The organism is Microcystis sp. BLCC-F210, assembly GCF_042134685.1.
Lineage (GTDB): Bacteria > Cyanobacteriota > Cyanobacteriia > Cyanobacteriales > Microcystaceae > Microcystis > Microcystis aeruginosa_D.
In genome coordinates this window covers 4,005,818-4,028,524 of the sequence record NZ_CP169647.1, presented here as the reverse complement: position 1 = coordinate 4,028,524, position 22,707 = coordinate 4,005,818, and the positions used below count along the sequence as shown (strand labels likewise).

The following is a 22,707-nucleotide window of genomic DNA, read 5'->3' as shown; positions in this document are numbered from 1 at the left end:
AACAATTTTCTTTTTCTCCTTCAAGAGTTCTGACATTTTTAACTAGAATTTACTTTTTTAAATGGGACATATTCGGTTAGAATAAATGAGAAAAATTCCGACCAATTCTTAAACCAAATAAATTTTAATAGGGTACGAATATCATTAAAGAAAGAAGTCCTAGTTACTAATAGCTCACGAATCTTTTGATAGGTGTAATTAACTAAATCCAACACGGTATGAAATAAAAAAGCTAGTAAATTCAAAGACAATAAGAACTCGCACAAATGATTCTGACCATGACCAAAGTTATGCTCTAAATTATAACCGTGATTTTTAAGAACGTTATTGCCTTCATTTTCAACTTTCCATCTGCTACGTCCAGCTTTGACAATTTCTTCGACATTATTTTCCGTGATTTTATGATTAGTTATCCAATTATTTTGGTAGATAGTTTTCTGGGTTTTTTCATTAATAACAGTCACTTCACACCAATTAACTTCGAGACTTGAGTCCCCCTCTCTTAAGGGAACTCTAGAAGCATAACGATAACGATAAATTAGATTTTTTCGTCCATCCCATTGTTTCTTTTCAACGGTCCTAACTTCGCCACTTTTTTCTAAAAATTCTAGCCATTCATATAAAGTTTTATGCGACGTTTCCAAACAAACAAAAATAAAATTATAACCTTGTTTTACCGCTAATTTACAGACAGGTTCGTGAGAATATAAGTCGTCTCCTAAAAGAGTTACAGGATAACCATACTTATTTTTATGATTCCTATTTAACCATCTTTTAACGGCCGCATTTTCACAGTCTTGTTTTTGATGTCCATCTTGTTTTTTAATGAATTCTGGCTCTAAATTAATTACTTGTTTTTGCTTAGGAGAAACTACTATCGGTGTGACACAGCCATGAAAATAAGTTGTAGTTCCATTTCGATGATTACGACAGTTACAATGAGGGCAATTAATTTTCTTTGATGAGAAATATTCTGTGCCATCTAACGCCACTAATATTTCTCCATCTAAGTAGAGAAACTTTTTCAAAACTCCCTTTTCTTTTAACCATTCATAGACTTTTTGAAAAGTCCTAGAGATATTAGATGCTGGCACTGGATCTAGCAAATTTCTTATTTGATTATCCCCAGGAATTTTTTTAATTGAAAATAAACTTTCAGCATTATCTTTTCCCTTATTGCTTTTCATTAAACGTTGATGGTCTAAAAAAGACGGCGACTGAGTAAAAAAGACTGAAAATGCAGCCATCACGGCATCTTTTATCTCATATTTTCTATTATTTCCAGGTTTCCTCTCATCGGGTAAATCATCTAATTCTTGATGTAAAAATTGCATTAATTCCGAAATTTCTAGGGTTGCCGCTTTTTGAGCCATCTTGGAATAATTTGACGTGCTGGTGGATTTCTATCTCACCCATTTTACCTTAGCTGACAATAATTATAAATTTTTATTTCCCTTGAATTCCCTATTCTAAAAACAGAACTATCTTCCTGATTTAACCCCGTTCGTTCTCAGCCAACCTCTTTGATTGCTTGAGTATTTATACTTAATTTGTCTAGCCAATTGTTTTTTTTATTGTTCGCCTCTTCTAGAAAATAGTTGCTTCGTACTATATTTTCCTTGCCAAAATCGGGGTTAATGCTCTATTTATTTCAAAATGAGAATTGCTGGTCAGCCTACGAAGCTACCCCCATTAGTACCGTTCTGGGAGATACTTTACAACGTCCTACGAGCGAAAATACTCAAGCCAATAAACAGGAAGCGATTAGTTTTGCGGCCTATCGGGTGTTAACGGAACTGCTACCCACACAAACGGCTAATTTGACTGCTCGGATGAATAGTCTCGGTTACGACCCCAACAATACCAGCACCGATACCACTACGGCAGCCGGAATAGGTAACACCATCGCCGCCACGCTGATGAATGCTCGTCGTAATGATGGTTCTAACCAGTTAAACGGTTACGTTGATACCATCGGTTATAGCACCCCCAACACTCCCACTCAAGTGGTCAATATCGAACTCTGGACTCCAGAGAGTGTTCCCATCGATTCTGGTTCAGCACTACAGAGATATCTCACCCCCCACTGGGGAACGGTGCAATCCTTCTCTTTAACCGATAATGCTCAATATCGTCCCCCTGAAATTATTCGTTTTCTGTCAGATCGCAACGCTTCGGCGGATTTACAGGCGGGAACAATCACCCGGGCTGATGGTACAGTGGTTCCTATTAGTGCAGCTTTAGTGGGAGTAGATATCAATCCCGCTTTCATTCAGCAGGCGGTTGATGTAGTGGAATTCAGCGCCAATCTCACCGACGAACAGAAACTAATCGCCGAATTTTGGGAAGATGGCCCTGGAACCCCCTTCCCTCCGGGTACATGGATGGAGTTCGGGCAAGATATCTCGCAGCGGGATAATAATACTCTCGACGAAGATGTGCAGTTATTCTTCGCCCTCGGTAACGCGGTTATGGACGCGGGGATTGCCACCTGGGAAGCGAAACTATCCTATAATTCTGCCCGTCCCGTGCGCGTGATTCGCGAGTTAGGTCGCTTGGGTTTAATCGGGACTGACAGTAACGGCGATGGAGTCTTTGAAATTAACGCTTGGGGCGGCCCCGGTTTAGGAACGATTACTATTCCCGCTACCCAATTTCTCACCTACCAAAATCCCTTTGGTCCTCCTTCGCCCCCCTTTGCCGAATATACCTCTGGCCATAGTGCCTTTAGTGCCGCCGGGGCGGAAATCCTGCGTCTTTTCACTGGTAGTGATGTCTTTGGTGGTTCTGTCACCTTTGCCCCCGGTACTTCAGCTTTTGAACCGGGCATCACTCCGGGTAGTCCGGTAACTCTCTTTTGGGATACTTTCTCAGAAGCGGCGGATGAAGCCGGTATTTCCCGTCGCTATGGCGGTATTCACTTCCTCGACGGCGATATTCAAGGCAGAATTTTAGGTCGCAGGGTAGGGGGAAGTGTTTGGAACCGCTCTCAATTCTTTATCAACGGTGGCGTTACTACTCCAGAAGCGGATAATGTTCTCGCCCTCTTGACCCTAGGCGGTATTTTCTCCCTAACACGCCTGATAAAAAGCAAAATTAAATAAAAATTCGACATTTTGCTAAATTTCCTAGAGACGTTGCCCCCAACGTCTCTATTTTACTTTCTCCCTAGTCTGCCCATCCCACAAGCCGAAAATAGGGAGATTAGCTCCGATCGCTTGTTATACTTGTCTAGGATAGAAATTACCGCTCCTCACCCCTGACTGTTAATGATTTTTACTGAATTAATTTTGCAAAATTTCGGACCCTACGCCGGTCGTCAAGTGATTAATTTACGTCCTGAAAAAGATAACAATCCCTGTCCGATTATCCTTTTAGGAGGCATGAATGGGGGCGGTAAAACTACTTTAATGGATGCGATTCGTTTGGCTTTGTACGGTGCGCGGGCGAAGTGTTCTACTCGCAATAATTTAAGTTATGCCGAGTTTCTTAGTCAGGCAGTTAATAATCAAGCTTCTCTCATCGATCAAGCGAGAATTGAACTGGCTTTTGAACATCTAGTTAATGAACAATGGCGACAATATCGTATCGTTAGATACTGGACAAAACAGCCTAAAGATGGTAAGGATACCCTCGGTATTTTAGATGAAGATTGGCCCGATCCTGCCTTAGCTAATACTTGGGATGAATATATTGAAACTTTATTACCGTTGGGTATTTCTAACCTGTTTTTATTTGATGGGGAACAGGTAAAAGAATTGGCAGAACAGGATGTACCTCCTGACAGCGTTAAGGATTCGATGCAGACTTTATTAGGGTTAGAATTAGCGGAAAGATTAGCCGTTGATCTGGATATTTTAGCTAGTCGCAAGCGCCGGTTATTAGCAGCAGAAAATGAACTGGCAACTATTGAAGCGATCGAGAAAAAATTAGCCGAGTACCAAGAAGATTTAGAATTGGCTCGGCAAGAGATGGAAACTCAACAAAAAAATTTAGATTTAGTTAGAAATGATTTTGATGCAGTCTCGGATAAATTTCGCATTGATGGCGGCAAAATTGCCGCCGAAAGAAGTCAATTAGAGAGCAGAAAAAAGGAGGTAGATAAAAAGTTAGATAAACAGAGGGAATATTTAGGTCAGTTAGCGGGGGAATTATTACCATTAAAGTTAATTTTCCCTCTCCTAGAAGCGGCTAAAATTCAGGGAGAAAAAGAGCTACAATTTCAATCAGCTAAGGTCGCTCAATCGGTTTTAGAATCAAGAGATAAAAAGTTACTTACTTATTTAGAACAACTGAATTTAACTTTAGAACAATTAGAGAATATTAGGGAGTTTTTAGAGCAAGAAAATCAGTTTTTAGCTGAGGATAACGATTCTTTCGTTACTTCTTACTTAGATTTAGACGAAGAGGCGATCGAGTTATTAAATCGAGTCTTAACCCATCAATTACCGGCACAAATTAACCTCGCTCATCAAGCAATAGAACAATTAAGAAATCTGGAAACTGACTTAGATAATTTAGAGCGAGAATTAGCAGTAGCAGCCTCTCCCGAAGAATACGAAACCCTGAGTAATAACTTAAAAACCGCTCAAAAAAAGTATCTAAATGCTCAAGGGGAATACGAGCAAAGCCACAAAAATTATGAGGAAATCAAAAAGAAAATTGAGAAAACTAAAAAAGAATTATTTGCCTATAGTGAGAAAGCTTTAGAATCCCAAAGTAACGAACATATCGTCAATGCTATTGTCAAAGCACAGCAAACTTTAAAAGTATTTAAAGAACGCTTAACTTTAAAAAAATTAAATAGATTAGAGGGAGAAGTGGCGGAATGTTTTCGTTATTTATTGCATAAGTCCGATCTAGTTCAGAAAATAGCGATCGATGCTGATACTTTTGGTCTATCTCTCTTTGGTCCCGATGGACAAAATGTGCCTAAACACCGTCTTTCTGCTGGAGAAAAACAACTATTAGCGATCGCTTTTTTGTGGGGATTAGCGCGAGTCTCTGGACGAGATTTACCTATCGCTATCGATACACCCCTTGGACGTTTAGATTCTTCCCATCGCCATAATTTAGTTGAACGTTATTTTCCCGCTGCTTCCTCTCAAGTCATCCTCCTTTCTACCGATACAGAAATTGGACAAAATGAGCTACTCTTATTAGAAGAACAGGAAGTAATCGCCCGAAAATACCTGCTAGAATACAATTCCCAACAACGTCAGACAACTATTCACCCCGATCGCTACTTTTGGTAAAATTATGACCGAGATAAATTCCCACAAAATCCTCCTCCAATTAACTTGAAAAATGCTCAGATTTATGCTAGTAGCATCGCTGTGGTTGGTGAGAATCCCTAGGTATTCTTGGAGTGTATCTCGTATTTGCACCTCGGTCTTGGCTTATAATGATTACGGCCGCTTTTTCTCCCCGCTAACACCTCCGGCACTCCTCCTCACGTCATCATCCTATCACCGGATTTACCTATTTTGCCAAAGCTACTTTTTTGCGACCATAATAAACAGCGATAAAAGCGCTGACATACATCCATAAACTATAGACAATTGCAGGAATGGCTAGATCGGGATTATTTAATAAACCGGCTGTGATAGCAATAGCTAAAGTGCCGCTTTGAATACCCACTTCAATCGCGATACAAATTCTTTGGGGAATAGTTAATTGAAATAAACGACCACTGAAAAACCCAATTAGGGAAGCAGTGGTATTTAAAATGATCACTGAGATGCCAGTTTGAGCGATAAATAAAGGTAAACGTTCCCATTCTTTCAGGATTAATAAACAGATAATAACTGCTAGAAAAATTACGGCCAAACGATTAGTTATCGGTTCGAGACTTTTGGCCAATAAAGGGAAATAATGGCGGATAGTCATACCGATGATCATAGGTAAAACTATAATCAAAAATATCTGCCCCATAGTGGAACCAATAGGTAGGGATATGGCGGCACTTTTCCCCATAAAATGCTGGATAGTTAAACTAGCTAAAAAAGGTATTGTAAAAATTGTGATGATGCTACTAAAAGCCGTTAAAGTAACAGAAAGGGCTACATCTCCCTTAGCTAAATAGGTTAAAACATTGGAAGATGGACCACCAGGGCAAATGGCGACAATCATTAAACCGACGGCAATTTCTGGCTGGAGAGGCAAAAGAGAAGCAATAATAAAGCCGATGATCGGTAGGATAATAATTTGATTGACTAAACCGATGAGGACTGCTTTGGGATAACGGGTAATACGCTGAAAATCGGCGACAATCAACCCCAATCCCATGCCTAACATTAAAACGCCTAGGCCAATGGGTAAGAGGATATTAGTAAAAAAGTTGGCTTGCATGGGACAAAAGTGGAAGCGAAGGTAAATTTGGCATCAAGGGACAGGCAAAAATTTACGATGACCTTGGGGGATGGAAAGACATAGAACGAAATTATGGGAAGGTTTTGGCAATCACATCGGTTAGCGAAAATGTGGGGGCAATAGTAAAGGGCTGGGGATAAAAACTAAGACTTAAGAAAGTCTAACATATAGCTTTACAGAACTTTTTAAGCATTTACCAAAGGGTAATTTTCCAAGAAGTGATGTAGGTTCTGGGTTTTCGATATCTGTGACTGAAGGTTCAGCCACCGCTCCGATTTTTTGGTAGTATGCTTCCTGCTAGAAAGTTATGGTTGAGAAAATCTTTGTGTTCTTTGTGTCTTTGTAGTTCTTTCTTGCCCTTTTTGGTCATCTTCACTGCTGCCAGTAATTTACTCCCCCAATGATGATGTCATCGTTACTGGGATTTTCAGTAATTTGCATGACCTTAATTAGCAATCAACTAACAAACGCATACATTATAGCAGATATTAGCCATAAATTACAATTTTTTATCAGAAGGAGGAGTCAATCGCCAACGCACTAAAAAGCTATCAATACTTTCTAAACATTCCAAGTCATCTTTGGGTAAATAAGAATCTTTTGACAAGAAAGAAAAAGCCTGCTGAAACTCTTGACTATCAGCTTGAATCGGACTAGCAAAATGACAAGGAATAACCTGTTTAATCGGCCATTGGCAAATTCTATCAACCCATTGACTAACCTCGTCAGTAGTGCGATTAAGAATCAAAGTTTGCAAAATGGGGGCTACTATTAACCTCCCCTCGCAACGCAAATTTAAAAAAGTCTTTTGCCAATCATCCCCCCATTGAAAAGGGAATAAACCAAAATAGGCTTTTTTACTCTTTTCCTTAGCAGTAAAAGCATCTCTAAACACCTTAATCCAATTGGGAACAGCTAAAACAGGAGGTTGAAAATAAAGAGCAAAAAGACAAATTCTCTGCCAACCCCGACGGCGATTTTCTGGGGTATCCTCCACCAGATCCTTAGCCGTATTTTTAGCGTGAAACAGCAGCGGATAGGGGTCTAATTCTAAAATAGTAGGAGGATTTTCTGGGATAGAAATAATTCCATCGGTTAGCAGCAGAGTTTGAGAGTAGTGATGAAAAAAAGCCACCTCCGAGAAGTATCCCACATTTAGATCAATTGCGGGTAAAATTTCATAACTAAAATCTTTTCCTAAAGGAGTAGTTGCCGAGTCAGCAGGTAAAATTTCCGTTCGTTTTGCCGGTAAACCCAACCAACTCAAAGGTAAATTAAGAGGAAAACTCCATTGATTAGGAGCAACATAAACTATAGCCTTAGGAAAATAACGGGCAAAAGGACCAACAAAAACCTTATGTTCAATCCCAGAAATCGTCGGCAAAATAATATATTTAACTTCCCCTTGTTCACTTTCCAACTCACGCATTAAGCGAATACATTCCAGAGTCGGGGCCACAGGTGCATAAACAAATAAACCCCCAGATGCTAACTTAATTACCGTCATGCGAATCGGCACAACCACATAAAAAATACCCTGCAATTGCTCAAATGTCCAGAGCGTATCTTTCACCACCTCTTGGCGAATTGTCCGTCTTTGACCGTAGGGATAAAGTGGTACAATTGGCCAAAAAGGCCATGATAAATCTTGCGGACTAATTGCGGCTTTTGTCATCGTCTGATTCTATGGCTGAAAATCTCTATTTTAGTTATCATAAACCCTTCTAATCCCCATGACTAATAAACTGCCCATTGATTCTTTGGTCAATACTTGGAATAGTCTCACGGGGGAAGTGATGAAAAGACTTCCCATCGACCAGTTGACTAATACTGTCCTCCAGTGGTTTAGTGTCAGTGATAGTCAAGTGGCGGAAATTTTAGAAAAAGTCCGTCAAGAATTACCCACCACCGAGGCGCTGTTAATCGGTAAACCGCAAACGGGAAAAAGTTCGATTATTCGGGGAATAACGGGAGTTTCGGCGGAAATCGTCGGGCAAGGTTTCCGTCCCCACACCGAAAACACCCAGCGCTACACCTACCCCGCAGAAGATTTACCCCTGTTGATTTTTACCGATACGGTGGGGTTAGGGGATGCCTATCAACACACAGACACAGTAATCGCGGAATTATTGGCAGATTTAGCCGAAAATACGGGACGCGCCCAAGTTTTTATCGTGACGGTAAAAATTGATGATTTTGCCACCGATAGCCTTCTGGAAATTACCAAACAACTGCGGCAGAAATATCCTAAAATCCCCTGTTTACTGGCTGTAACCTGCATTCATCAGCTTTATCCTCCTAATATCGCCGATCATCCCCCTTATCCTCCCGATTTCGAGGATATCAATCGCGCCTATCAAGAAATTAAAGAAACTTTTAAGGATTTATACGACAATTCTGTGCTAATCGATTTTACCCTAGAGGAAGACGGTTACAACCCTGTTTTTTACGGTTTAGAGGCATTTAGAGACAATTTAGCCGATTTATTGCCAAAAGCTGAGGCTAACACCATCCACCAACTTTTAGACCGGGAAACCAGCAATAAATTAGGCCATCTCTATCGGGACGTGGCCCGACGCTATATGTTAGCCTTTTCCGTCATAGCGGCGACCTTGGCGGCGATTCCCTTACCCTTCGCGACTATGCCGGTGTTAACCGCCCTACAAGTGTCAATGGTGGGGGTTTTAGGTAAATTATACGGTCAAGTCTTAACCCCATCTCAAGCCGGTGGAGTCGTCAGTGCGATCGCTGGTGGCTTTTTAGCCCAGGCCATCGGTCGGGAATTGGTGAAATTTATCCCTGGTTTTGGCAGTGTCATCGCCGCTTCTTGGTCCGCAGCCTATACCTGGGCCCTAGGAGAGGGCGCTTGTGTCTATTTTGGCGATTTAATGGGGGGTAAAAAACCCGATCCTAAGAGGATTCAAAGGGTGATGAAAGAGGCTTTTTCTGCCGCGCAAGAAAGATTTAAAAATGTCGCTACGGGAGGAGATAATTGAGCTTATAAATATCAAAAAATTTTCTTTTTTTGACCAGATTATTGTAGTGCTGTAAAGCATATTCTGCATCTGATAAACGCAAATCTACTTCAAGATTGCCGAAAAATTTTCCTGTCATGGTAGTATGTTCCTGAGCTTGAGAGGCGGCCCGTATAACTTTCTCAAGTTTTGAAGATATTATTGAAGCTTTTCTTTGTAATAATTCTAGCCTTGGCTTTTGTATTCCCAAATAAATGTAAATTATGAATGATTGCGAAACGATAGTTATTATAAGAATTGTAATAATTGTAATTATTTTTGTAGAAAATAACCAATAAACACCCATCGTCCAGGCAAATGTTAACAGCAACCATAAAAAATCGAAGTTTCTTTGCTGCCTATCTATTTGTTCGCACATATTAAGAAGCTTCTCAGAGTATTCATTTAACAAAGAGATAATCAGCTTTCTGTCTTCCTCATCAAGAATAGCCATTAGCTTACTTCTCCTAAACGCTCAATGAGATTTGAAAAAGAGACTCGATCGCATTGAGAAAATACCTAAAATTGGCAACTTTTAACCGTTGAACATAACCTTGGGTAGTTGGTATCAGTAACTCATTATCTCCTGACAGAGAGTTTTCCATTACTAATGAAGTAGAGCGATATTCATGAATAAAATTGTTTGCTCCTCGCTGATTACGAATATTTTGGATAAGTTGTTCATAGGCTCCCTCAACATAGTGTTTATTAACCTCTAACCTGTTGTTCCACCATAGATCCTGCTTGGTAACTAAAGTAATTACTATGGTTTTTCTCTGAGAGGGGGACAAGCGAGCTAGAAGGTAGATAGGGCAAGCGATATCGCTCTTTGTCCTTTGATGTAATCCTTCAACCGATAGCTGCTAATTTGCATTAGCTCTTCTATATTTTTTTGGAACATTTGATGTAGCTGGAGCCAATGATAGAGATGTTGACCCACATAAAAACTGCTGTGTCTGCGTTGACCTTTATATCTTTTTTCAGGTCTTGTGACATATTTTTGGATTCCCATATCCTTAATTTTTTTACCTTGCATTGTGGCACTTGTATAGGCGATAGCTATAACAATTATCAGCTTTGATAAGTATTGCGGGGCTAATTGAGAACCTTCTAATACCATTTTTTTTTATTCGCGTCACAACGAATACAGGTTTGGCAAGCATTCGAGCCTGGATGTCTGTCATGGATTTAGAAATTTGGTATTAGATGCGATCTCTGCTTTGGCAGTCGAAATCCAGTGACAAGAGACTGACTTACTTTTTTTCTGCCAGTATCCATTATTACCTTCGATTGCCCAATCGCCAGAGGGAATCGCTGACTATAGAGATTAATGACATTAAGTACCTAAGCAAAATTAATTACACATATCTAACCCCCTCTTGCCTTTTGCCTCTTGCCTTTTGCCTATCTTTACTAGGAAATTAATTTTGCACGACTACTTATCTGTTATAATAAGGTTAGCGATCACTATACAGCCGACTCTTCAGACCCAATCTCTCGCCACAAATCGATAGGGACAATAGCATCGATTATTTCGTCATTTTCATGCGGAAAGACTTCACCCTCAAACCTTCCCGCTCTCCCCTAGCTTTTACAGGGGTATAAAACCCTAAATAGAACAGACTTTTTGTCTGTTCTATCCCTTAGAAGAAAAAAACTTAAACGGTCATGATATCCTTTTCTTTTGTCGTTAATAAATCCTCGATTTTGGCGATAAATTTATCGGTGGATTTCTGCACTTGATCCTGTAAATCCCTGGATTCATCCTCAGAAATCTCGTGACTTTTCTCCTGTTTACGGATAGCATCGATCGCATCCCGGCGAATATTGCGGATCGCTACCTTTCCCTCTTCGGACAATTTTGCCGCTAATTTGACCAAATCCTTGCGGCGATCGCTAGTGAGGGGAGGGATATTCAAACGAATGGTCTGACCGTCATTACTGGGGGTTAAACCCACGTCCGAGAGAGAAATCGCCTTTTCGATCGCCCCCATACTGGTACGATCGAAGGGTTGAATCGCGATCGTAGTTGCGTCGGGAGTGCTAATAGTCGCTAGGGACTTGAGGGGAGTTTCCATGCCATAATACTCCACCACGATCCGATCTAAAAGAGAAGCATTTGCGCGGCCGGTACGAATCGTATTAAAAGCTCTCTGGGTCGATTCGACGGTTTTCTGCATGTGGTCTTGAACTTCAGCTAACTTCACAGAATCCTCCTACCAATGTTCCAACGGGTTCACCTTTGACAGCGCGAACAATATTACCTGCTACCGACAGATCGAAAACGACTATCGGGATATTATTTTCCTTGCACAGAGCGATCGCAGTTCCGTCCATCACCCGCAGATCATGGGTCAGCACATGACCGTAGGTGAGACTTTGAAAGCGTCGCGCATTAGGGTTGTGGGAGGGATCGGAATCATAAACTCCATCCACTTTCGTCGCTTTAAACACCACTTCCGCATCAATTTCGGCAGCGCGCAAGGCTGCCGTGGTATCAGTGGTAAAGAAAGGATTACCCGATCCCGCACCGAAAACCACCACCCGACCTTTTTCCAGATGACGGATTGCCCGCCGGCGGATGTAGGGTTCAGCTAATTCCTGCATCGCAATGGCCGTTAATACCCTAGTCGGTACTTGCGCTCGTTCTAGGGCATCCTGCAAGGTCATAGCGTTCATGACTGTTGCTATCATACCAATATAATCGGCCGTAGCCCGATCCATGCCGGCCGAGGCGGCTTTCACCCCGCGAAAAATATTGCCCCCACCGACCACGATCGCCAATTGGATGCCCTGGTCAACCACTTCGGAGATTTCCTGAGCGATAGCGGAAACCACCATCGGGTCGATCCCATAGCCGAGATTGCCCATCAGGGCCTCCCCACTCAGTTTTAATAATACCCGCTTGTACGCCATGCCCTTACTACCACTCGCTAAAACAAGATCTAGATAATTTTTGTCTCCCCATAAGATAGCAGGTTTTGGCCTTGATTTAAGCTAACCAGTTGACTCTCTCCCAGGACTGACAAGTTAAGATTAATAAATCTTTTCGTTGGGAAATTAGTATTTAGTGATACCTTTATTATTAAGGGAAGCTTAGTTTTATAGAGAATTAATAACCGTGGTCAGCGATCGATTACTATTGATTAACAAAAACAATCAAAAGGCCGCTAACATTGATACCTTTGATTGGGTGTATGGGTTTCAGGATGGAACTCGTCTGATGGGAAGGGTTTGCGGTTACTTAGATCCCGATAGTAATCGTCTTCTCGATCCTGAAAACTGCGGCGCTATCTACCAGAATGCCCAGGGACAAGTCCTGAGTCGTTGGCAAGCTGGAGATTTTATCGCTTTTGAACTAACCACCACTGGGGAAGATATCCTGATCGTGGCTTCTAACGACAATTGTATCGGTAATAGTCTCTGTTTGGTTTCGGGCATTAATCGCAGCTGCGCCCAAGTTACCGATGAAGGAAAATCCCTCGTCCGGGAGGTTTTTCACTACCCTGCTTGGTCTTTGCAGGGCGATCATAGCAGTTCTAAGCCGGCTTTCAGTTGGAATTGTTCCGTATCTCCCTTTTTCCCTTTTGTTTCCCTGCGTTTTAATCTTCAGTCCACCAGCAGCAAAAAATTCTATCGGTGGACGGTTTCCCCCTATTTTCCCTTTTGTCCTCTCTTAGAAGTGGGAGAATCGCTGGCCTGATCATTGTTCTCTATTCGCTGACATTAACGCGAGTTCTTGACCTAATAACCAATTGTCTTAAAACTCGGCCACATCAAAAGGGATAAAGATGTAGGTTGATTCACGAATCAACCGACTAACCACGACGTAGGAATTAACGGGTAATCAAAGGGGTGCATCCCACATTTGCAGAAATACCGACAATTAGCAATGGCTCTTTTGGATTTGGTGGGTAAAATGTATTCAGGCTCTTCGTTACCCTTTATGCTGAATCAACAGACAAGATGCCAAGACAACATACTTCTAACCCAAAAATTCCGAAAGTTTCTAAAGCCATAGCCTCTCCGTTTTATTAGTTTAAGTTTATTGTTGATTCCCTCGACCACCCCATTTGTTGTCCTTTGCTCGAAATAACTAATTATTTCTCCAAACCAGTTTCGGATTGTTTGACAACTCTTAGTAAAAACACTGGAGGATTTTGCCAACCATTCCGAGATGGATAGCATTCCCTCTGTCGGATTCTCTGAGGTTTCATAAATCTTTCTCAATTCTTCCTTTAACTCGTGCATCTTTTTCAAACTTGGGAAATTTTCTTTGATAGCTTCTAGTTTGATTTTTTGGGTTTCCGTTAAATCTTTTTCATTTTTTAACAAGCTATATTTACTTCGCTTTAAAACTTCTAGCTTCGCTTCTTTTTCCGCTTTCTGTTTTTTATTTTTCTGCGCTTCTACGGCTCTTTTTTCTGCTTTTCTTTGTTCGTCTAACTCTTGATTAATTTGTTTCATTACATGGAATCTATCGGCGACTACCTCGGCCGATGGCATCAATTCTTTCACCAAATTTTTATAGGGCAACCAAAGGTCTATGCTGACTTCTTCAATTTGCTCTAACACCTCTTTTCCCCACCCCGTAAGCGTTTCCCTCAATTCTTCTTGTGTTCGCTTCTCTAGAATAGCTATTAGTTTTCTCGTATCTAAATTTACTAAAACTGCACAGTAATTTTTTTGTCCTTTGACTAGAGCGATTTCATCAATTCCTAGTCTTTTTAATTTCGATAGGTCTGTCTCTGTAATTTCTTCAGCTATGTCCTCTATCATTCTTTGAATCTCTTCTTCCGTTACGTCATTTCTTCGGCTAACATTTAAAATATCTCCTGATTTTAATTGTTCGAGTATATTCTCGGCTAGTCTTTTCGTATAGGTTCGTTTCTTGCCGACAAAATCTAACTCTTCGCTAAAGGGTTTCTGACAATTACCGCACTTAAATTGACGACGATTAACTTGTAGGTACACTGGTTGACCTGAGAGCGGTAAATCTTTGACTAAATGTCGATGATTTTGGTGGAGTTTATCGCTCTCTAACCCACAACGAGGACAGACTGCTTTTTTATTTTTCGATTCGACTGGTCAAACTATACCGATATTTTCTAGGTGTAGATAGCCTTGAATAGAGGTTCCTTCTAGGTTCAAAAATTTGTCAAGTATCATAAGTAAAATACTCTGGTTTTTGGCTATTATATCAAATCTTAACTCGATTGTCTATCTTTTTGTATTAACCAGTTTGTGCCTTAAACCTTTTCCTGTATGGGTTTCAGCTATTTTTGGGCGTAGGCTCTCTCATCGAATTTTATTTTAAGTTAATTATTTGCATAACAGTTACCGAAGAGCCTGTATTCACAAGCCACAGTCCTGCTGGTGAGGGAGTGGAGGGAACCACTCCAGACACAGAGATCGATCATATTGTAAGTTAAACTTATCACACAAAGTCGAGGAGAACCCTCAGATGAGCAGTTTCGACGATTACAACAGAACGTAGCGTCCTGTAGGGGCGAAGCATTCGGGCATAACCCATCGCTGAAACCGTAGATTTCCTATCCGAATGCTTCGCCCGTATTTTTTGCCGCAAACCCTATTTATATCAAGCAATATTCAGGTTAAAATAGTAAGGCGATTATTAACAAAGAGGTCAACAGATGCAAAACTTGCGTCAGGTTTCTTTACTAACAAATGGACAAGAGCAAGTCTTAACTATTCCTCCTGAACTTGCCCTATCAAGCACAGAAGTTTTGTTACGCAAAGAAGGTCATCGCTTAATCATTGAGCCGATTTCTTCCGGTTCTCTACTTTCTTTGCTGACTACTTTACCAGACATTACAGACAATTTTCCTGACATAGATGAAGGGTTGCTTCCCCTTGATGACAGCACATTTTAGTACCACCCAATGACCTATCAATATCTTCTTGATACTAACATCCTGTCAAATTTGATCAAGTATCCTCAAGGTCAGGTTTTCCAGCATATTGTCGATGTCGGCGAAGAAAGCGTTTGTACAAGCATCATTGTGGCCTGTGAATTAAGATTTGGAGTGGTTAAGAGTGGCTCGGCTCGGCTCTTCTCGACTTTGTGTGATAATTTTTACTTATAGAACGTGAAATGCTTACTGGCAAAGACTTTTAGGACTATTTTGCTGAAGAAACTATCAGTATAGACCTCGTTTCCACACAGAAACCAGAAGAGCCGTGGCTCCTCCCGTCTAGTGCAGCAACTAGAACGCATTCTTGAGTTCTTGACAGTTTTGCCATTAGAATCAACTGTAGATAAGCACTATGCCGTAATTCGTAAACATTTAGAGCAAGTAGGAACCCCAATTGGTCCAAATGATTTACTAATTGCTGCTCATTCCCTAGCGCTTGATTTGACTCTTGTTACTGCAAATACCCGTGAATTTGAGCGTGTGCCTGCTTTAAAGTTAGAGAATTGGTTGATTGATGACGATAAAATCAGTAGTTAGAGGTAGAGTGTAGGGTGCGTGTTTGCGGCTATCAATTCGGTCAAAAAAACTAAAATTAACAATCCGCCGTAACGCATTACCTTGATCATTCGTGTTGCCTGTATCTCCCCAGTGAGTATAGGCTACATATCAGGACAGGCACTCATGCAAGAGGCAAAACGGAGAATAAATAATCAGTTTTTAATAAGCGGATTTAGTATAATCTCAAATATTTAGGGTTTGCGGCAAAAAGTACGGGCGAAGCATTCGGATAGAAAATCTCTGGTTTCACCGATAGGTTATACTAAATCCGTTGAGTATAGGTAACATATCAGGATAGGCACTCATGCAAGAGGCAAGAGGCAAAAGGGGGAATAAATAATCAGTTTTTAATAACTGGATTTAGTATTATTGCCCGAATGCTTCGCCCCTACAGGACGTGGAACCATGAAGACGCAAGGTTTTGAACGACGATTCTCTCAAAATCTTGCACCTGTTTCACGAGAAAAGCCACAAAACCCTTACCTTGCCTACATTTCACATTTATTCAGCCAGCCCTAAGTAGATCATGAAAATTGACAAATTACTCAAAAACAAACGGGAAAAAATCATTGCTATTGCTGCTAAACACGGCGCAAATAACGTGTGAATTTTTGGTTCTGTTGCACGGGGAGAAGCTGACGAAAAAAGCGATATTGATTTATTAATTGATTATTGTAGCGAACGTCGGAGTCCCTGGTTTCCCTTGCCGTTAATTCGAGAACTGGAAGCCTTGTTAGGCTGCAAAGTTGATATTGTTACCGAACAGGGACTTAAAGATAGAATCAGAGAGCGCGTACTTAAAGAAGCAATACCACTATGAGGGATGATACCGAACGCTTGCGAGATATTTTAGAAGCAATTGAGCGTGTAGAAAAGTAGGCTCGACAGGGAAAAACCGTGTTTGAACAACGGCTAGATGCCAGCGATCTAAGAAACTTAACTATTCATGAATATTTTTGTATTAATCTAGAGATTATTTGGGATATTGTTGAAAATGATATTCCTCCTCTAAAAGGACAAATCGAAGCTATTTTACAGGAATTTATTTGACGAAACCTAACTCAATTACTTAAATGTCGGGTTTCACTATCGTTTAACCCCACCTACTTTATTCTTCGATTTACTTGATAGCTACCAGCAAAAGATAGCCACTGCTAATACTAAGTCCAGTTATTAAAAACTGATTATTTATTCTCCCTTTTGCCTTTTGCCTCTCCTGATATGTAGTCTATACTCAACGGATTTAGTATAATATAATTGACCGACCACTCCTCCAACTCAACAGGATAAAATGGGTTTAGTTTCAGCCAAAATACAACTTAGTAACCCCGTTGATCGTTCCCTATCACCTCTAGAAACCCCAGCCTTGCCTGATACGGGAGCCTTGCATCTCTGCATTCCTGCACATATTCAAATTCAGTTAAAATTAACTGAAATCGATCGCAAAGAGGTAATTTTAGCTGATGGTTCCCGTCAACTGGTTCCCTACGTTGGACCGATCGAAATTCGTTTCAAAAACCGCGTCGGTTTCGTCGGTGCTTTGGTGATGGGGGATCAAGTATTGCTTGGTGCTATCCCAATGGAAGATTTAGACTTAATCGTTATTCCCGCAACTCGGACTATTGATATTAACCCCAATAGTCCTAATGTAGCCACCTCGATCGCTAAATAGATAGACCCCAGAAATTATATCAATTTATCAAAGTTGGGAGAATAATTTGACGAAGTAAAAGCTTTTTCGGTAACTTGTAGCCAATTAAATTATCAATCAGTATCGCTGATTTTTGCCTGCAAGTTTCAATCTCTAATAGGGGTTAAGATTAATTGGAACTTTTGGGGTTCTGGGACTGCGGAGAGGCAAAAGGAGGAATGAATAATCAATTTTTAATAACCAGATTTAGTATAAAAGAAAAAAACCCCATCTTTCTTCAAGATAGGGTCAGGTAAAAATCAAATTAATCTAAACAGTAACAGGTTCTCGATCGAGGGGTTGAACGCGATCGAGCAGGGTCTGCAATTGTTCCCCTTCAATCACCTCTTTACTGAGGATTTCTTGGGCAATTTCTTCGAGCAAATCGCGATTTTGAGCAAGGATATCCAGGGCCTGCTGATGACCATTTTCGACAATCTCTTTAACTTCATTATCGATCGCTTTGGCCGTATCATCGCTCACCAAGCGCCGGGGATTCATCATACCATCTCCCAGAAAACTATTCTGTTGACCTTTTTCGTAGGCTAGGGGACCGAGAGTCTTACTCATACCATAAGTAGTCACCATGCGTTCGGCCAAGTCCGTCGCCCGCTGCAGGTCATTAGCGGCCCCAGTAGTAATACTACCAAAGATTATCTCCTCGGCCGCCCGACCACCCAAAAGAGTAGCAATTTGGTCGCGTAATTCCGTATCATCCATAAGGAAACGGTCTTCCGTGGGCATTTGCAGGGTATAACCGAGGGCTGCCATACCGCGAGGCACGATCGAAATCTTAGCAACTTTACCACCCCCCGGCATAACTGCACCGACGAGAGCGTGACCAACTTCGTGATAAGCGACGATTTTCTTCTCTTTTTCCGAGAGAACCCGGCTTTTCTTCTCTAAACCCGCCACTACCCGCTCGATTGCCTCATTAAAGTCCTCTTGGGCGACAGTGCTGCGTTGATTGCGGGCTGCCAATAAAGCGGCCTCATTGACTAGATTAGCTAAGTCAGCACCAGCAAAACCGGGGGTGCGGGTAGCAATCTGTTTTAAATCTACATCTGAGCCTAATTTTACCTTACCTGCGTAGATTTCGAGGATTTTTAAGCGTCCAGCCAGATCGGGGCGATCAACTAACACTTGGCGATCAAAACGGCCAGGACGTAAAAGGGCGGGATCAAGAGTTTCTGGGCGATTAGTAGCGGCCAGCACGATCACCGTCGCATCACCAGCGTTAAAACCGTCCATTTCCGTCAATAATTGGTTTAAAGTCTGTTCCCGTTCATCGTTACCCCCCATAAAATTACCGTTAGCGCGAGATTTACCGATCGCGTCTAATTCATCGATAAAAATAATACAGGGGGCTTTTTTCTTGGCCTGTTCAAACAGATCTCGCACTCGGGCTGCACCTGCACCGACAAAGAGTTCCACGAATTCCGAACCTGAAATACTAAAGAAAGCAACTCCCGCTTCTCCCGCGACTGCTTTTGCCAGCAGGGTTTTTCCTGTCCCCGGCGGACCGACTAGGAGGACACCCTTGGGAATCCGCGCTCCGATTTGAATGTAACGTTGGGGATATTTGAGAAATTCGACGATTTCGGCCAATTCGGTTTTCGCTTCTTCCACACCGGCCACATCTTTAAAAGTGGTTTTGGTGGTGTCTCCTTCCACATAGACTTTAGCGCGACTTTTGGTAATCGATAAAGCCCCGGCTGGACCACCGCCACCGCTGCGAGCGAGGAAAAATTGCCAAATACCAACAAAAATCAGGGGAGGAATCACCCAACTGAGAACACTACCAATCCAGCCATTTTTTGGCGGTGGTGCGGCGGCGAATTCTACGCCCTTAACTTCTAGACGTTTGGGCAATTCTAGGTCAAAAATCGGTGTAGTGCTGAAAATTCGTCCGTAGTTGCCCTCTTGGTCGTTTTTAAGCTGATAACGAATCTCATTCTGTCCCACGGATACCCTAGCGACGTTGCCATCTTCCACTTGGTCGATAAAAAGACTATAGGGAACTTTGGGGACGCTAGGGCCAAATAATTGCGGAAAAAGGAGGTTAACAATCAGAAATAAGCCGCCCACGGCTAATAAAACATTACCGATCAGGCGGGATTGTGAAGGAGGTTTGCTTTTTATACTCATTGCTGGGCCTGATTGATTAAAATTAGTCTCTATCCTCTCCTCATTGTAGGCTGTTGACTGCTCAAGTTCAGATTGAATCAGGCGGGGGGATTACCGTCGTCTTCGGGCGGTTTTTGCCCTAGTAGAGCCTCTAGACGGGTTTGGGCAAGCTCAAAATCCGGCGCAATCCCTAAAGCTTTTTGATAACAGGCGATCGATGCTTGGCTTTCGCCTAAATTTTCTAGGGTACTGCCGAGATTGTACCAAGCTTGATAAAAATTATCGTCCGCTTCTAGCACCTGTTGCCAACATTCTAAAGCTTCTTGCCAACGTTGCAGTCCGTATAGGGCGCTGCCTCTAGCGTTAATGATTTGGTGATCGTTGGGGGTGATTTCCAGGGCGCGATCATAACTATTTAACGCTTCTTCGTAGTTACCGACCATGGCTAAGGCACTACCCCGATTATGCCAGGCCGAGGCTAATTGGGGATCGATCTTTAAGGCCTGTTCCCAATCAGCGATCGCATTTGACCAATTGCCTAAATTTGCCTGTTCTAAGCCCTGATGAAACCAATCTTCGGCAGTTTCAGGGTTTTTACCTTCCTGGGGGGAAAATTGAGCGATCAGACTATCAATAATGCTTTCTGCGTCCTTATTTTCGATGCCCAATTGTTCGGCGATTTGGCCCGCTAGGGTAGGATCGTTTTGCAGACGGTTAAATAATTGATCGAGGGTGAGGGTTTCTAGTTGGGGATTTTCCGAGTCATCACCGTTAAAATCGCTAGTTTCACCGGAATATAAGAAATTTTCTGGGGGTTGCGGCAGGGAATAACTACCCGGTGCCTCATCGTCGCCGGCGTATTCCCAGATTAAAGTGGCAGTTTCTTTGATGTAGAGTTGATAACCGATCTCGTAGGAAGCTTCACCAATACGTTCAATTCCGGGGAAAGCGCGAGCTAATTCTCCTAAACGGATCATTCTGGTGGCGAGAATTTGGTTAAGGGAAGCGGAGGATTGCAGACGGGTTCCAAAACGCTCTAACCATTCTACCCAATCTTTTTGCCGACCTCGATCGCCCAATTTCTCAAAAAATCTCAGAATTCTGCCTTCGTGCCAACCGTGGGCCACTCCATCGAGTAACTGCATATAGAGAAACTCGTAATCCGTATCGGTTAGGGGAACAGATTTGATCGCTTGTACTCTCCCCTTTCCTCCTTGTCCCCCCAAAAGTCGGGTAAAAAAGTTTTCGATCGCACGCCAAAGTTTTCTTAAAAGTCCCTGCATTCTAATCTCGACACTGGTTTTATTAATCTTGCAAGCATCACCCAATTAGTCTAGCAGTTATCAGTTATTGGAGAATAGGGGTCAGGGTTTGAGGATATCTCTCAGGGATCAGTAAACAGTAATCAGTGAAAATACTCCTCACTTAATACCGCTTACCGATCACCGATAACTTAATTATTGGCCATCACCCAATTAACTAGAGTGCGGACGGGAAAACCAGTGGCCCCGGAATTATTAACGCCATTTTCCTTATCGCACCAGACGGGTCCTGCGATATCTAGGTGGAGCCAGGGAGTATTATTAATGAATTGCTTCAAAAATAAAGCGGCTGTAATGGAACCGCCGGGGCGCGGGCCAGTGTTTTTCATATCGGCAATTGGAGACTTCAGACCCTCGAAATATTTTTCTTCTAGAGGCATTGGCCAGAATTTTTCGCCGGCCAATTTAGCGGCCTCTTGGATTTGATCAGCGAGACTCTCATCGCTACTCCATAAACCGGCGATATCGTCCCCCAACGCGACGACACAGGCCCCGGTTAACGTGGCTAGATCTACAATCGCATCCACCTCTAATTTTTCCGCAAAAACCAAGCCATCGGCCAAGGTTAATCGTCCCTCGGCATCGGTGTTATTGACTTCAATAGTTTTGCCATTAGAAGCGGTTAAAATGTCCCCAGGGTGCATAGCGCGACCACTAATCATATTTTCCGTAGCTGGACAGATAAAGTGTACTTCCACTTCTGGCCGTAATTGAGCGATCGCCTTGGCTGCGCCTAGGGTGGCGGCACCACCCCCCATATCCATTTTCATGGTTTCGATGCCGCTGCCGGCCCCTTTAATATTCAAACCGCCGGAATCAAAGGTTAGACTTTTACCGACGATTGCTAGTTTACGTTTCGGGGTTCCTTGGGGTTTATAGATTAAATGAAGGAATTTTGGGGGAATATCCGAGGCTTTGGCCACTCCTAGGAAAGCTCCCATGCCCAAGCTTTCGCATTCTTCCTGTTCCAGAATTTTGAGACTTAATCCGTATTCGGCGGCAATTTGCCCGGCGGTTTCTGCCATGGTTAGGGGGGTGACGCTGTTAGCAGGAGCATTGACTAATTCTCTGGCCAAAATGACTCCGGAACAGATTTGCTCGGCCTTGGCGATCGCTGATGTTTGCTCTCCTAAACCCAATAACTCGACGGTTTCTAATTTGGCTCCTTTTTCCTCTTTAGTGGACTTGAAGCGGGTATCCTGATGATTGGCCAGCAGCAGCCCTTCTGCGATTGCTCCGGCAGTGGCGGACTGATCGCCAACTACTGGTAAACTGATGGCCAGAGCTTGGCTTTTTTGTTGTTTGGCCAGACGAGCGATGGCAGCGGCCGCTAGACGCAGGGTTTGCAGGTCGAAATCGGCAGTTTTTCCCAATCCCACCAGGATTAATTTGCGAATCAGACCACCACCTAGACGAGTTGCCGCACTGCTGCCTAATTTTCCCTCGAATTCCGTCTCGGAGATGAGATCCCCCAGGTTTCCCCCTAGTTTATCGTTTAATTCTGCCAATTCTCCTGCAATCTCGATGGCTCCTTCTGGTAAACCTAGAGCTAAAGTATCTCCTGTCCAAGTAAGGAGCGAGGTGTCAGTCGATCGAATATCCATTCTTTATCTCGATAATTCTTTGCAAATTGCTTCTATTAATCACTATACTGTAAGCTCTATCAGTTATCATCGATCATCTATTCA

At 42.3% G+C, this 22,707-nt stretch carries 18 protein-coding genes and 4 pseudogenes; 10 read left to right on the top strand and 12 right to left on the bottom strand.

Annotated features, from left to right (window positions below):
* Window positions 1-124: 124 nt before the first annotated feature.
* Window positions 125-1,373, bottom strand: a pseudogene (locus ACE3JL_RS19545) (ISNCY family transposase).
* A gap of 264 nt (window positions 1,374-1,637) precedes the next feature.
* Here ACE3JL_RS19545 and ACE3JL_RS19540 point away from each other — a divergent pair.
* The gene (locus ACE3JL_RS19540) at window positions 1,638-3,104 is read left to right on the top strand and encodes a vanadium-dependent haloperoxidase (protein ID WP_375328186.1); all 1,467 of its coding nucleotides are present in this window, start codon (window positions 1,638-1,640) and stop codon (window positions 3,102-3,104) included.
* 165 nt (window positions 3,105-3,269) lie between these two features.
* Window positions 3,270-5,255, top strand: coding sequence for a DNA sulfur modification protein DndD (gene dndD / locus ACE3JL_RS19535; protein WP_375328185.1), 1,986 nt, complete (start codon window positions 3,270-3,272; stop codon window positions 5,253-5,255).
* 226 nt (window positions 5,256-5,481) lie between these two features.
* On the opposite strand, the gene ACE3JL_RS19530 is transcribed toward dndD, so the two are convergent.
* Together ACE3JL_RS19530 and ACE3JL_RS19525 are read right to left on the bottom strand one after the other, a co-directional pair.
* Window positions 5,482-6,351 carry a bile acid:sodium symporter family protein gene (locus ACE3JL_RS19530; protein ID WP_271989043.1) on the bottom strand — a complete coding sequence of 290 codons (870 nt, stop codon included), beginning with the start codon at window positions 6,349-6,351 and terminating at the stop codon, window positions 5,482-5,484.
* Window positions 6,352-6,871: 520 nt separating this feature from the next.
* Window positions 6,872-8,047, bottom strand: a complete 1,176-nt coding sequence (locus ACE3JL_RS19525; protein WP_271989045.1) for a DUF4336 domain-containing protein — start codon at window positions 8,045-8,047, stop codon at window positions 6,872-6,874.
* A 58-nt stretch (window positions 8,048-8,105) separates the two neighbouring features.
* On the opposite strand from ACE3JL_RS19525, the gene ACE3JL_RS19520 reads away from it, so the two are divergent.
* Window positions 8,106-9,368, top strand: a complete 1,263-nt coding sequence (locus tag ACE3JL_RS19520; protein WP_375328184.1) for a YcjF family protein — start codon at window positions 8,106-8,108, stop codon at window positions 9,366-9,368.
* Here ACE3JL_RS19520 and ACE3JL_RS19515 read toward each other — a convergent pair.
* The 5 genes from ACE3JL_RS19515 to pyrH all read right to left on the bottom strand — a co-directional run bounded on the left by ACE3JL_RS19515 (window position 9,349) and on the right by pyrH (window position 12,302).
* Window positions 9,349-9,840 (bottom strand): hypothetical protein, encoded by a 492-nt coding sequence (locus ACE3JL_RS19515; RefSeq protein WP_375328183.1) that lies wholly within the window; start codon window positions 9,838-9,840, stop codon window positions 9,349-9,351. The two genes, ACE3JL_RS19520 and ACE3JL_RS19515, sit on opposite strands and share 20 nt — an antisense overlap.
* Window positions 9,841-9,853: 13 nt before the next feature.
* Window positions 9,854-9,991, bottom strand: a complete 138-nt coding sequence (locus tag ACE3JL_RS19510) for a hypothetical protein (RefSeq protein ID WP_375328182.1) — start codon at window positions 9,989-9,991, stop codon at window positions 9,854-9,856.
* Between the two features lie 191 nt (window positions 9,992-10,182).
* Entirely contained in the window at window positions 10,183-10,506 is a 324-nt protein-coding gene (locus ACE3JL_RS19505; protein ID WP_375328181.1) for a transposase, read from the bottom strand.
* Between the two features lie 538 nt (window positions 10,507-11,044).
* Window positions 11,045-11,566, bottom strand: a complete 522-nt coding sequence (frr, locus tag ACE3JL_RS19500; RefSeq protein ID WP_375328180.1) for a ribosome recycling factor — start codon at window positions 11,564-11,566, stop codon at window positions 11,045-11,047.
* Between the two features lie 13 nt (window positions 11,567-11,579).
* Entirely contained in the window at window positions 11,580-12,302 is a 723-nt protein-coding gene (gene pyrH, locus ACE3JL_RS19495) for a UMP kinase (protein ID WP_002732255.1), read from the bottom strand.
* A 205-nt stretch (window positions 12,303-12,507) separates the two neighbouring features.
* On the opposite strand from pyrH, the gene ACE3JL_RS19490 reads away from it, so the two are divergent.
* Window positions 12,508-13,089 (top strand): hypothetical protein, encoded by a 582-nt coding sequence (locus ACE3JL_RS19490; protein ID WP_271987836.1) that lies wholly within the window; start codon window positions 12,508-12,510, stop codon window positions 13,087-13,089.
* A gap of 251 nt (window positions 13,090-13,340) precedes the next feature.
* Here ACE3JL_RS19490 and ACE3JL_RS19485 read toward each other — a convergent pair.
* Window positions 13,341-14,555: pseudogene (locus ACE3JL_RS19485) on the bottom strand (ISL3 family transposase).
* A 485-nt stretch (window positions 14,556-15,040) separates the two neighbouring features.
* Between ACE3JL_RS19485 and ACE3JL_RS19480 the strand changes: the two are divergent.
* The 6 genes and pseudogenes from ACE3JL_RS19480 (at window position 15,041) to ACE3JL_RS19455 (ending at window position 17,552) form a co-directional block, all read left to right on the top strand.
* Complete coding sequence (locus ACE3JL_RS19480) at window positions 15,041-15,280, top strand: antitoxin (RefSeq protein WP_375328179.1); 240 nt, start codon at window positions 15,041-15,043, stop codon at window positions 15,278-15,280.
* A 9-nt stretch (window positions 15,281-15,289) separates the two neighbouring features.
* Window positions 15,290-15,445, top strand: a pseudogene (locus tag ACE3JL_RS19475) (VapC toxin family PIN domain ribonuclease); the annotation flags it as partial.
* 159 nt (window positions 15,446-15,604) lie between these two features.
* Complete coding sequence (locus ACE3JL_RS19470) at window positions 15,605-15,859, top strand: PIN domain-containing protein (protein ID WP_375328178.1); 255 nt, start codon at window positions 15,605-15,607, stop codon at window positions 15,857-15,859.
* A 628-nt stretch (window positions 15,860-16,487) separates the two neighbouring features.
* Window positions 16,488-16,700: a nucleotidyltransferase family protein gene (locus ACE3JL_RS19465; protein ID WP_375329632.1), complete on the top strand. Its 213-nt coding sequence runs from the start codon at window positions 16,488-16,490 to the stop codon at window positions 16,698-16,700.
* Window positions 16,697-16,930 (top strand): annotated as a pseudogene (locus tag ACE3JL_RS19460) (DUF86 domain-containing protein). The gene ACE3JL_RS19465 and the pseudogene ACE3JL_RS19460 overlap by 4 nt, the downstream one beginning before the upstream one ends.
* 241 nt (window positions 16,931-17,171) lie before the next feature.
* Entirely contained in the window at window positions 17,172-17,552 is a 381-nt protein-coding gene (locus tag ACE3JL_RS19455; protein ID WP_375328177.1) for a clan AA aspartic protease, read from the top strand.
* A 288-nt stretch (window positions 17,553-17,840) separates the two neighbouring features.
* Here ACE3JL_RS19455 and ftsH4 read toward each other — a convergent pair whose 3' ends face one another.
* From ftsH4 to ACE3JL_RS19440, 3 genes are all read right to left on the bottom strand, one after another.
* Window positions 17,841-19,718, bottom strand: coding sequence for an ATP-dependent zinc metalloprotease FtsH4 (ftsH4, locus tag ACE3JL_RS19450; RefSeq protein ID WP_271988209.1), 1,878 nt, complete (start codon window positions 19,716-19,718; stop codon window positions 17,841-17,843).
* 77 nt (window positions 19,719-19,795) lie between these two features.
* Complete coding sequence (locus ACE3JL_RS19445) at window positions 19,796-20,980, bottom strand: tetratricopeptide repeat protein (protein ID WP_375328176.1); 1,185 nt, start codon at window positions 20,978-20,980, stop codon at window positions 19,796-19,798.
* A 170-nt stretch (window positions 20,981-21,150) separates the two neighbouring features.
* Entirely contained in the window at window positions 21,151-22,623 is a 1,473-nt protein-coding gene (locus ACE3JL_RS19440) for a leucyl aminopeptidase (RefSeq protein WP_375328175.1), read from the bottom strand.
* Window positions 22,624-22,707 lie beyond the last annotated feature (84 nt).